At 43.9% G+C, this 11537-nt stretch carries 7 protein-coding genes and 2 riboswitches; of the genes, 4 read left to right on the forward strand and 3 right to left on the reverse strand.

From position 1 onward, the window contains the following. Positions 1 to 115: 115 nt before the first annotated feature. Positions 116 to 1723 carry a nitric oxide reductase transcriptional regulator NorR gene (gene norR, locus AAA952_RS11580; RefSeq protein ID WP_251068822.1) on the forward strand — a complete coding sequence of 536 codons (1608 nt, stop codon included), beginning with the start codon at positions 116 to 118 and terminating at the stop codon, positions 1721 to 1723. Positions 1724 to 1773: 50 nt separating this feature from the next. On the opposite strand, the gene AAA952_RS11585 is transcribed toward norR, so the two are convergent. Next, a complete protein-coding gene (locus AAA952_RS11585; protein WP_338257167.1) occupies positions 1774 to 2328 on the reverse strand; it encodes a TMEM165/GDT1 family protein in 555 nt (184 codons plus the stop codon). 83 nt (positions 2329 to 2411) lie between these two features. After that, a riboswitch (yybP-ykoY riboswitch) is annotated at positions 2412 to 2515 on the reverse strand. Positions 2516 to 2738: 223 nt separating this feature from the next. Beyond that, positions 2739 to 2837, forward strand: a riboswitch (cyclic di-GMP riboswitch). 123 nt (positions 2838 to 2960) lie between these two features. On the opposite strand from AAA952_RS11585, the gene gbpA reads away from it, so the two are divergent. From gbpA to AAA952_RS11600, 3 genes are all read left to right on the forward strand, one after another. After that, complete coding sequence (gbpA, locus tag AAA952_RS11590; RefSeq protein WP_168824930.1) at positions 2961 to 4406, forward strand: N-acetylglucosamine-binding protein GbpA; 1446 nt, start codon at positions 2961 to 2963, stop codon at positions 4404 to 4406. Positions 4407 to 4969: 563 nt separating this feature from the next. Beyond that, positions 4970 to 6145 carry an aromatic amino acid transport family protein gene (locus AAA952_RS11595; protein ID WP_173248682.1) on the forward strand — a complete coding sequence of 392 codons (1176 nt, stop codon included), beginning with the start codon at positions 4970 to 4972 and terminating at the stop codon, positions 6143 to 6145. 269 nt (positions 6146 to 6414) lie between these two features. Then, the gene (locus AAA952_RS11600) at positions 6415 to 8571 is read left to right on the forward strand and encodes a S46 family peptidase (RefSeq protein WP_198572959.1); all 2157 of its coding nucleotides are present in this window, start codon (positions 6415 to 6417) and stop codon (positions 8569 to 8571) included. A 158-nt stretch (positions 8572 to 8729) separates the two neighbouring features. Here AAA952_RS11600 and AAA952_RS11605 read toward each other — a convergent pair whose 3' ends face one another. Continuing rightward, positions 8730 to 10328 (reverse strand): methyl-accepting chemotaxis protein, encoded by a 1599-nt coding sequence (locus AAA952_RS11605; RefSeq protein ID WP_338257171.1) that lies wholly within the window; start codon positions 10326 to 10328, stop codon positions 8730 to 8732. Between the two features lie 73 nt (positions 10329 to 10401). After that, positions 10402 to 11508 carry a carbohydrate porin gene (locus tag AAA952_RS11610; RefSeq protein WP_338257173.1) on the reverse strand — a complete coding sequence of 369 codons (1107 nt, stop codon included), beginning with the start codon at positions 11506 to 11508 and terminating at the stop codon, positions 10402 to 10404. Positions 11509 to 11537: the final 29 nt, after the last annotated feature.

Below are 11537 nucleotides of genomic sequence, written 5' to 3' on the forward strand. Positions count from 1 at the left end.
TATTAACGTATTTCAACATTTAAAATTACTTGCTGGTGTCATAATGACAATTTGATATTTGTCAATTTGACATTACACTGTTGTCAATATGACTTTATTTGACTGTGGATGTGCTATGAGTGCCCATGCTGATTTAACTCAGTTAGCCTTAGATTTAACTGTCGGCGTGTCGACGCAAGACAGATTTGAGCGTTTGTTGGCAGTGGTCAGGCGGCGTGTCAATTGTGATGCTGCGGCATTATTGGCATTTCGGGAGCAGCAATTTGTCCCCTTGGCGATAGATGGGCTCTTTGCCGAAGTGTTAGGGCGGCGCTTTCAAATTAGTGAACATCCGAGATTAGAGGCTATCGCCCGTGCTGGCGATGTGGTTCGTTTCCCAGCCGACAGTGAACTTCCCGATCCGTATGATGGTTTAATTCCACATCATAGTGCGAACTTACATGTACATGCTTGCATTGGTTTACCACTAATCGCGAACGATCGCTTAATTGGGGCGCTCACCATTGATGGTTTCAACCCTCATCAGTTTGATGGTTTTAGTGACAGCGAGTTGCGTGTGATCAGCGCACTGGCCGCAGCCAGTCTTAATACTGCGTTATTGATGCAACAGCTAGAATCCCAAGTTGTTGAAGTTTCCAATGGCACTGAGGTGCTCAATCGTCCTGCTAGTCAGCAGGAGATCATAGGGCAATCCACACAGATCCAATCGCTAAAGCAGCAGATAAGTGCCGTGGCAGGCACTGATTTATCGGTATTAATTACCGGCGAAACTGGCGTGGGTAAGGAGTTAGTGGCCGCGGCGATACATAATCAATCGACCAGAGCCGATAAATCACTTATCTATTTGAACTGCGCTGCACTGCCTGAGTCCGTCGCCGAAAGCGAGTTATTTGGGCATGTAAAAGGGGCATTTACGGGGGCAATCAGTCATAGGCAAGGCAAGTTTGAACTCGCAGACAAGGGGACCTTGTTTTTAGATGAAATCGGGGAGCTTCCTTTGGGGCTGCAAGCTAAGTTATTGAGGGTTTTACAATACGGTGAATTACAGCGAGTGGGCAGTGATAAGAGCCTAAAAGTGAATACTCGGATTATTGCCGCCACTAATCGAATTTTGCACCAAGAGGCAACGGAAGGGCGTTTTCGTTTCGACCTTTACCATAGGTTGAGCGTATTTCCTATCCACGTAGCACCATTAAGAGAGCGTGGGCAAGATATTGTCATGCTGACAGGTTTTTTTCTTGAACGTTGTAAAGCGAAGTTAGGACTCACCCATATCAATATCACACCCGCAGCGCAGCAGTTATTAGAGCAATACACATGGCCGGGTAATGTGCGTGAGCTAGAGCATGCGATACACAGGGCTGCGGTGTTGGCGAAAGCCGAGCTAAAAACGGCTTATATCAGCTTAAGTGATAAACATTTTCAGCTCGATTCTTTGATGAATCAAGCACACAGAACAGTCGACGAAGATAGACCATCAGATGCCGCAACGCCAGCCAGTGAATTAGCATTTAGGTCTGAGTCGGCCTGTCGTGAGGGACAATCGCAAGATAATTCCAGTGTTATGCTGGGGCTTAAGGCTGCGACTGAGAGATATCAGCGTCAACTTATTCGCCAAGTTTTAGCCGCGAATCAACAAAATTGGGCTGCGTGTGCAAGAATATTGCAAATCGATACAGGTAATTTGCACCGACTTGCAAAACGGTTAGGTTTAAAAGAATAAAATATTGCGTGAAGAAATTTTATTCTGCAGCAAAACCCCTGCCTCGATTCTTAGAAGAACAGGGTCGCGACACCCAGTAGTGCGAACAATACGGCGCAGCCACGGTGTATCCACAACATAGGCAATTTTTCGGCGCTGAAGTGGCCTGCGATTACTACGGGTACGTTAGCAAGCAGCATGCCTAAGGTTGTGCCAGCAACCACCATAGTTAATGAATCGTATTTTGCGGCTAATACCACAGTTGCTATTTGCGTTTTATCCCCCATTTCGGCGATAAAAAACAGGATAAAGGTGGCGAGAAAGGGGCCCATTTTATAGAAATGGCTCTCTTCTGCATCGACTTTATCGGGGATTAACACCCAAAGAGCGATCGCGAAGAAGGACGCAGCCACTAAATAACGTGCAAGATCAGGGCTTACCCAGTTAATCGCCCATTGGCCAATCCAAGCTGCGGCAAAATGGTTAAATAATGTCGACAGCAAAATACCTAAAATAATGGCGGTTTTATTTTTAAATCTTGCGGCGAGGATTAGTGCAAGCAATTGAGTTTTATCACCAATTTCGGCGATAGCAACCGTAAAGGTTGAGGCAAGTAGGGCTTCCAAGTGTGATCCTTTAGGGGTGGTTATGACATAAGCACAATAAACCGTCCACCCCTAGGTGCGGTCATTGTGCTCAGGTCTTGCTGGGCAAATCTATGATTTGCTGTGAACACCATGGCATGTTGCCAAGTATGTTGATGTTCACCCTAAATGACGATGGCTCGAAATCCAGTTAGCTACTCCCCCGAAGCGAGGTGGGCATTATACCTAGGTAAGATTTAGTTTCAAGCACGAGTTTATAACAGTAGGTGCTGATAAATGTTTGACAGGTGTCAGAAAAATACCGATCCACATTCTGTAACTCAATGAATATAAATGAATTATTTTTTGACAACGTTGTCTTTTGTTGCTAATTTAGCCAAGTCATTTCTACTTAGTTACATACTGTTAACTCGTAGTGACTCAATGATAACGACTGTATTTGGCAAACTAATTGAAAAGTTAGGACGCAAAGCTTCCGGTCTAAGGTTGTAAATGGATTTTTTAGTGAACTAAGAAGCGGAGTTGCCGCAGAATTCGATTTCTGTGAAAGATAAACGACTGCTGTTTAATGCTGTTGTTTGCCCAAATACCACTTTTATATCTAAGCCTATCATTATGTTTAGGATGATAGGCAATCAATGGAGTGCATTAAAGTGGCAAATCCTACTGTTTTTTCCCCTATTTCTAAATTGAGTTTATTGGCCGCGGCAGTAATGGCGACGAATGCGTTTGTGAGTATCTCTGCGCAGGCGCACGGTTATGTTGTGGCACCTGAATCGCGTTCATATGCCTGTAAAACAGGTAAAAATGCCAATTGTGGCGCGGTGCAATGGGAGCCGCAAAGTGTTGAGGGGCCATCGGGTTTTCCTGAATCAGGTCCTGCTGATGGCAAACTGGCGAGCGCTGGCAATGGTGCTTTTTCACCTTTGGATGAACAAAGTCCGAGCCGTTGGGCAAAGACGGATATTAAAGCGGGCTGGAATAAGTTCAGTTGGCAGTTCACAGCAAATCATGTCACCCGTAATTGGCGTTACTATTTAACTCGCCAAGATTGGAACCCAAACCAAGCTTTGAGCCGAGCGAGCTTTGACTTAGCACCCTTTTGCGTAGTTGATGGTGGTATGGAACAGCCGCCTAAGTTAGTGACCCATGACTGCTACGTGCCAGAAGGTCGCAGTGGTTATCAAGTGATCTTGGCCGTGTGGGAAGTGGGAGATACGACGAATAGTTTCTATAATGCTATCGATGTGAACTTGGGCTCGGGTCCTGTTGTGCCGAGTGAATGGCAAGATGTGGGGGATATCAATCCGTCACTCGATCTAAAAGCAGGCGATAAAGTGATGACCCGGGTGTTTGACGCCAATGGTGAGCAAGCGGCTAAGCAAACAGTCATTACCATTAGCGATGCGACTCAAGGTGATAAACAAAATTGGCCTTTCCTATTAGCGAGCGCGATTAACGCCCAGCAGTCCCAGTTAAAAGCGGGACAAAAAAATGCATCGGGTGTGATTGAGCCTGTGTATGGCAAAAACGACATTTTTACAGCGAAAAACTCAGGTATTGAGCGTGTCGAAGTGGGATTTGATTTAGCTCCTGCTCCGGGCAACAGCTTAGAAGTCACTTCACTTGCCGACGATTATCAAATTATCGATGGTGCGGCGAAGGTCAGCTTTGATGTGACCAGTAACGCCGAGATGCTAGTGTCAGCGTATTTGTTTAGCCATGATGGCACAGCGGCAGGTTTTGTGAGCCAAACTGTTAACAATACCAGTGCTAGCTTAGTGTTAGACGTCGTTGAGCCTAAAGCTGGGCATTATCATTTGCAGGTAAAAGCTGAGCCTAAACAAGGTGATGTTATTCAGCAGAACTTTGATCTCTTCTTAAAGGATCAAGCTCCTGCACCAGAAGCTGATTTTGTATTCCCAGCAGGCGTGAAAGGTTACGTTGCAGGTACTACAGTGTTACAGCCTAAAAATGGCAAAGTGTATCAATGTAAGCCATTCCCTTATAGCGGCTATTGCGTGCAGTGGTCGGCTTCTGCCACAGGATTTGAGCCAGGTGTTGGCGCTTCTTGGGCTATGGCGTGGACTGAGCTGTAAATTAACTTTTTGAGCTAACCTAGCTTCAAAAAGGTGTCATTGGGCTTAAACATATCCGTGTGTTTAAGCCCATATTTTGCATGCTCTCGATGGTGAAAGATGCGCTTTACCTCGGTTTAAGCTCAATGCTGCATCCGATATATTCTCAACAAAGGTAGCGATTTTGTTGGCTTGTATATTTTCGTTTATCACAGCGCTATTAAGTTGTTACCGTATCGTTTGCTACCCTTCTTTGTTCACAACTGGCTTGCCCACTGGGTTTGGCTCTGTTAATGTCCCAAACTATCTATTTAATCGATGCTTATATCGGTACATTCATTTGGGCTATCACAATTGAAAGTCATGCCATTTTTCAATAATCGATTTAGTTAGCCTCAATGGCTACTGGGTTGAAACATTCAAAAGCTATTGGGGCCAATTGATCTGCTAGGTCGAGATCTGATTGGATGCTTTAAGTGATGTGTCGCTTATTTCGATTTAAGACGCAAGGCTTTATCGGTTCAAATCTTACTCAAATAAAATAATAATTAATTATTGAACAGGACTATTGTGTGAATTCAAAAATGTTAGGCTCGATCGCCATCGTTGCCGGGACGGCCATTGGCGCAGGTATGTTAGCGTTACCTTTAGCCACAGCGGCTTTAGGTATTATCCCTGCTTTAGTGTTACTCGTCGTTATTTGGGGCGTGTCCGCCTATACCTCATTACTTATGCTCGAAATTAACTTACGCACTGGCGTGGGGGATAACGTGCATGCTATTACGGGTAAGTTACTGGGTAAAAAAGGTCAAATAATTCAAGGTGCTTCTTTCCTGAGTTTATTATTTGCCTTGACCGCGGCTTATCTCACCGGCGGCTCTTCGTTATTAGTGCTTAAAGCGAAGAACATGTTCGATATCGTGCTCGATAATCAAGTCGCAGTGTTGTTATTTACACTGGTGCTCGGTGGCTTTGCGGCGCTAGGTGTTGCTTGGGTCGATAAAGTGTCACGTTTCCTATTTTCGTTAATGATTCTATTGCTCGTGGTGGTGGTATTATTTTTATTGCCCGAAGTCAGTATTGCTAGCATGGCAACTGGCGCGATTGCCGAGTCTATGACCAGCAATTGGATGGCGGCAATTCCCGTGGTGTTTACTTCGTTTGGTTTCCACGTCTGTATCGCCACTTTAGTTCGTTATCTCGATGGCGATGCGGTATCACTGCGTAAAGTGTTGTTAATCGGCTCGACTATCCCACTTGCTTGTTATGTTCTGTGGTTATTGGTGACTTTAGGCACAGTAGGCGGATATGAGGTGAATAGTTTTGAAGGTTCACTACCTTCACTCGTCACGGCATTGCAGGATATTGCTCATACGCCTTGGATCAGCAAATGTATTTCATTATTCGCTGACTTAGCCTTAGTGACTTCATTCCTCGGTGTGACCTTAAGTTTATATGACTTTATCGCCGAATTAACTCGCGCCAAAGAAACGTTTGCCGGCCGTATTCAAACTTGGTTACTGACCTTTATTCCGCCTGTTTTGTGTGCCTTGTATTTGCCTGAAGGCTTTGTGGCGGTACTGGGATTTGCGGCCGTACCATTGGTCGTGATGATTATCTTCTTGCCAATTGTTATGGCACTGCGTCAACGTCAGTCGCAGCTGGGTGGTTATCAAGTGTCTGGCGGATCTGTTGCATTAGTCATTGCAGGCTTGTTAGGTGCCGTGATTGTGGGTGCCCAACTATTTGTTGGGATCTAATTCATTGCGATAGATGAGGGCTTTTTAGCGAATACATCTGGGTAACTTTGATTAAATGTATTTGCTTTGTAAGCGAGTTTTTCAGAGTCTGTTATAGAGTGTGTCGCATGTGATAAAGTCAGGCCCCGGCCTGACTTTTTGCTTTTTAGGTTTTAAAGCGAGTGATGCTGGGTTTTAGCACAGTTATTTAAAATTAAAACAACGCTATTAAAACGAGAAAATGGCCCAGCTTGCGCGTGGCTTCATTCACATAAAACGGACTTAACACAATGAAAAAATGGTTACTCACAGTTGCCGTGGCCGCTAGTTTTGGCGCACAGGCTGACGAAGGTATGTGGCAGCCCCATCAACTGCCTGCTATGGCTGATGAGCTGAAAGCAAAAGGCCTTGAAATTGATGCAAAATCGATTTCTAAACTCACCGAATTCCCGATGAATGCCGTGATAAGCCTCGGCGGTTGCACTGCATCATTTGTATCGCCAAAGGGCCTAGTCGTGACTAACCATCACTGTGCCTATGGGGCGATTCAATACAACTCCACTCCTGAGAAAAATCTGCTGCAGGATGGTTTTTTAGCTAAGACCTTCGCCGATGAATTACCTGCGACCCCTGGCTCACGTGTCTATGTGACTGAAGATGTCACTAATGTCACTGAGCGAGTTAAAAACGGGCTTGAAGGTAAAGTGGGCAGCGCCTTCTATCAAGGCGTTGAAAGCCAAGAAAAAGCCTTAGTTGCTGAATGTGAAAAAGAAGATGGTTACCGTTGCCAAGTGTATAGCTTTCACGGTGGTCTCGAATATTATCTGGTTAAACAACTGGAAATCCGTGATGTGCGTTTAGTCTATAACCCAGCCGCGAGCGTGGGTAAATACGGCGGCGACGTAGACAACTGGATGTGGCCACGTCACACAGGCGATTTTTCTTTCTACCGTGCTTATGTATCTAAAGCGGGTAAACCCGCAGAATTTAGTGCTGACAACGTGCCTTATGAGCCAAAAAGTTTCTTAAAAGTATCGGCTAAAGGCGTGAGTGAGGGGGATTTTGTGATGGTGGCAGGCTACCCAGGTCGCACCAACAGATATCGCACAGCCACTGAAGTTCAAAATGAGTTTGAGTGGGCTTATCCCGAAGGCAAAATGCTGCGTGAACGCTTTATAGAGATCATTAAAGAAACCGCTCCAGAGGGCAGCGACGAGCGTATTAAGTACGAGAGTCAAATTGCTGGCCTTGCAAATTACGCGAAAAACTTCACTTCTATGATCGAGTTTTACGGCAAATCAACCATGTTGGCCGACCGTAAAGCCCTCGAAGCTAAGCTGGCGGCGTGGATAGCCAAAGACAGCAGTCGTGAAGCGAAATACGGTAAAACCTTAGCGGAATTAGATGCCTTGATTGCCAAAGGCAAGACGCATCAAGAGCGTGACATGATCTTAAGCTACATAGGCAGCACGACTATGTTGCCGACGGCGCGCAGCTTATATCGCCTCGCGAACGAGAAACAACTGCCAGATATGCAGCGTGAACCGGGCTTCCAAGATCGTGATATGACACGTCTAAAAGCCAGCATGGAGCGTATTGACCGTCGTTATGCGCCAAGCGTTGATAAAGCGGTATTGCTCGACATGCTAAAACGCTACGCCGCACTGCCAGAAGATCAGCGCCTACCCGCATTGGATAAAGCCTTTGGTATCGATAAAAAGTTTAGTGAAGCTAAGCTTTCGAAAACCTTAGATAAAATGTACGCCAAAACTGAGTTAGGTAAGAAAGACGTTCGTCTGGCGTGGATGGACAAATCCGTTGCCGATTTTAAAGCCTCTAAAGATCCTTTCATTCAATTCGCTGTCGCTATGTATGACACAGATATGGCCGAAGAAAAGAAAGAAAAAGAATTAGCGGGTGAACTAATGAAGGTGCGTCCGCAATATATGGATGCCATTATTGCTTACAACCTAGAGCAAGGTAAGCCAGTGTATGCCGATGCTAACTCAAGCTTACGTGTCACGGTTGGTCATGTGAAAGGCTATTCGCCAAAAGACGGTTTAGTGGCCGTGCCATTCACTCGCCTTGAAGGCATAGTGCAAAAGGACACGGGTGTTGACCCATTCGATGCACCGAAGAAAGAGTTAGAGCTGATTAAGCAGAAGCAATATGGTGATTTCTATATGAAATCAATAGATTCTGTACCAGTAAACTTTTTATCAACTTTAGATACTACTGGCGGAAATTCTGGCTCACCGACCTTAAACGGCCGTGCTGAATTAGTGGGCCTATTGTTCGACGGTGTGTATGAAAGCATTATCGGCGGTTGGGCATTTGATAACGAGATTAACCGTTCTATTCATGTCGACAGCCGTTATATGCTGTGGGTAATGAAGTATTTAGATCATGCCGACAATTTATTAGCTGAGATGGAAATCGTTAAGTAATCCATTGCCGCATCTTGAATACTGTGGCTTAGGACGATTTAGATGAGCTGCATTTAAGCGTGTTTTTGTTCGATTAGCACGCAGGAATTACAAGACAATAAAATAGCGATAGACTCATAATGTTTATCGCTATTTTTTATTCCTAGAGCGCAGTAACTTTAGGTTCTAAATTGCTTTAGTAACCCCTCAATCATCTCCACTTGTTCTTCCAGATGTTGCTGTGATGTTTGTGCTAACTCTCCCGCTTGCTGATTTATTTTGGCTTGTTTTAGAATATTTGAAATGCTGTAAGTTATATGTGCCATCTCTTGTTTTTCATCTTCTGAAGCGCGGGCAATATCTCCATTCATGATTTTTATTTGATCAACAACGCGGATGATATCTGCAAACGCATCAGAAGTTTCTCCGATCCGTTCTTTTATCATTAACGCTTGCTTCTGTGCACTATTCATTACATCTACAGCTTTAGCTGAACCGGAAGATAAATTCGTGATGATGATTTCAATGGATTTGGTGGATTCCTGTGTCCTCGATGCAAGGTTGCGAACTTCGTCCGCGACTACGGCAAAACCGCGCCCAGTTTCTCCTGCACGCGCGGCTTCAATAGCTGCATTGAGTGCTAGCAAGTTGGTTTGCTCTGCGATACTTCGAATAACATCTAACATGGCGCTGATATTTTGACTGTCGGCAACCAAACTTGAAATGACTTGTGAGGCTTTATCTACCTCACTGGCAACGAGAGCGACTCCTTGTTGAGCCAAAACGACAATCTGATTACCTGTATAAGTGCTTGAGACTGCTTGTTCAGAGGCTTTATTTGCACCCTCAGCGAAGTCACCTACTTGATTGAGGGAGTGAGAAATTTTTTCTACTGCATCTGCAACTTGAGTTATTTCTTGTAACTGTGCGCCAGCAACCTGTGAACTTGTGGTAATGGACTGGCTTATTTGCGTGCTAGCGGTGATGAGAGAGTGATTACTGAGTTGGACTTTACTAATCAAGGCTTGTAATTTTTGTATAAACCCATTAAATGCGTCAGCTAAGCGTCCAACTTCAGTTTCTGCATTGGCATTGGGTAATCGCACTGTTAAATCGCCAGACCCTATGCTTAAATCAGCCAACTTATCCGTTACTACCGCTATCGGGGTCAATATTAATTTGATCGCCATGAAATACACAAATACAGCGACAAGCACTGAGGCGATAAAACCTAATATTAACTTTGTGTTTGCACTGGTAACAATGGAATCAATTTGGCTAGATTCCCCCTCTACCTTACTATCAGCAGCTTCCTCTAAACTGGTTATAAATGCTAACAGTTCACTTATTTGTTGATTAAATTGTTTAATATCATTTTCTGGTACATCTCCGCTTTGCAAGGCTGAAAATATGACTTCGCGGATATGATTAAAACTCTCTAAACGATGGTTTAATGAGTTAACTTGCTGAGGCTCTATCAAGTTTTGTGATTTCATTCGCCCTAAGGCTTCTTCTGCGGCTTCAATGGCGGCATCCATTTCAGTTCGAGCTGCGGCTGGATCAATTTGTTTTTGTTGTAAACGGTTAATAACAATAATTTGTTTTTCAAGCTCTATCTGCCCCTCCATGGCACCATCGGCCGTATTCCAAGCCGGACCTGTGATGTAGGTTAGCATGTTTGACATTTGTACTGTCGCTGAGTAACCCACATAGGTATTAATACCGATAGATATTAAAAATGCCACTAAACCCGCGATAATTGATTGTTTAATATTCATATGCTGTCCCTAAAATCCTTAATAGATCCACAAACTTTAATTTTACAGCGTCATCTACGATTAATTTATTAGCTCAAAATTCAATATAAGCTCGCACTCCAAATGCTAATGCGTTATCTAGCACTGATGACATACTTGGATTATCAATACCGTACAAACTGGCTTGCATACTCACTGAATATGTGACTGGACATAAATAACTCAGCTCTAAAATATTCTCATTGAAGAGTAAATCAGTATTTACGCGTAAGAATGGCGAACTATTTTGAGTAGAAGCATAGGCTAAACCAATGGTATCTTCTTCAAACCAAATATTATTTAGAGTGAACCCGATACCTAGATAGGATGCTAATTGATTTTTACTGGCATCAGCTCGTCCATATTGGAAAAAAGCGGTCAATCTATCGTTAATATTCTTTTCGCCAATTAAATAAAAACCGCTATTTGAATCACTGATATTCTCGTCAACGGGATTTTCTATTTCTGCAGAATGGTGCCATGCACCGATGGCAAATTTATAGGAATGTTCATTTTTTATTCCCCATTCAATGGCATTGAATAAACCATCAGATTGTTTAAATTTAATGTGAGTACCATGCGGATGCTCAGGATCGCCGGGAATGCCATCGTATGTCGCAAGTAAGAGATATTGATGTTCACCAACAAGTGTTAGTTGAACTCCTACCGCGGTTGTCGCAAAAATGGAAGGGCCTACTTGAGCGACATCTGGACCAATACCAAAAGATGACGTTGTGAATAGTCCCGCAGATTCAAGTGTGTAAAAGGTTGAGTTGTAATCATGCAGGCCTGCCAATAAATTTACCGCGCCATTTGCAAAACTATGCTCATACCACAATTCATAGAGTTTAAGATGATTATCGGTTTGAATATTCGAAATGGTTTGTAAGTCGCCAGTCAAATCAGAGGGCGCCTTTCCATAATTACCTAAGACATAAATAAAGATGTTGCCATTATTCGACCAATTGGCAGCTTGCGTATCGATCGCTAAGGTTAAATCCAAATTTGCGAGATTGCGTGTTCCCTCTGCGATCCCTCCTTTAAGATTGGTGACAGACTCCAGTGTAAGGGCATTCGACCAGGTATACGGGGAGTTTTCTTCCGCCATCGCATTCACAATCGTCAACTGCAACATTATGGTAAAAAAGCACTTTTTCAGCATAAGGCAAATCCATTCGCTTCATATGAATT

The sequence above is a fragment of the Shewanella sp. M-Br genome, from assembly GCF_036245925.1.
In the GTDB taxonomy this organism is placed as follows: Bacteria; Pseudomonadota; Gammaproteobacteria; order Enterobacterales; family Shewanellaceae; genus Shewanella; species Shewanella oncorhynchi.

What these genes read in the sequence shown, in the direction of transcription:
- AAA952_RS11605 (WP_338257171.1), bottom strand. Translation starts at nt 10,328, where the DNA reads ATGAATATTAAACAATCAATTATCGCGGGTTTAGTGGCATTTTTAATA.
- norR (WP_251068822.1), top strand. Translation starts at nt 116, where the DNA reads ATGAGTGCCCATGCTGATTTAACTCAGTTAGCCTTAGATTTAACTGTC.
- AAA952_RS11595 (WP_173248682.1), top strand. Translation starts at nt 4,970, where the DNA reads ATGTTAGGCTCGATCGCCATCGTTGCCGGGACGGCCATTGGCGCAGGT.
- AAA952_RS11610 (WP_338257173.1), bottom strand. Translation starts at nt 11,508, where the DNA reads ATGCTGAAAAAGTGCTTTTTTACCATAATGTTGCAGTTGACGATTGTG.
- AAA952_RS11600 (WP_198572959.1), top strand. Translation starts at nt 6,415, where the DNA reads ATGAAAAAATGGTTACTCACAGTTGCCGTGGCCGCTAGTTTTGGCGCA.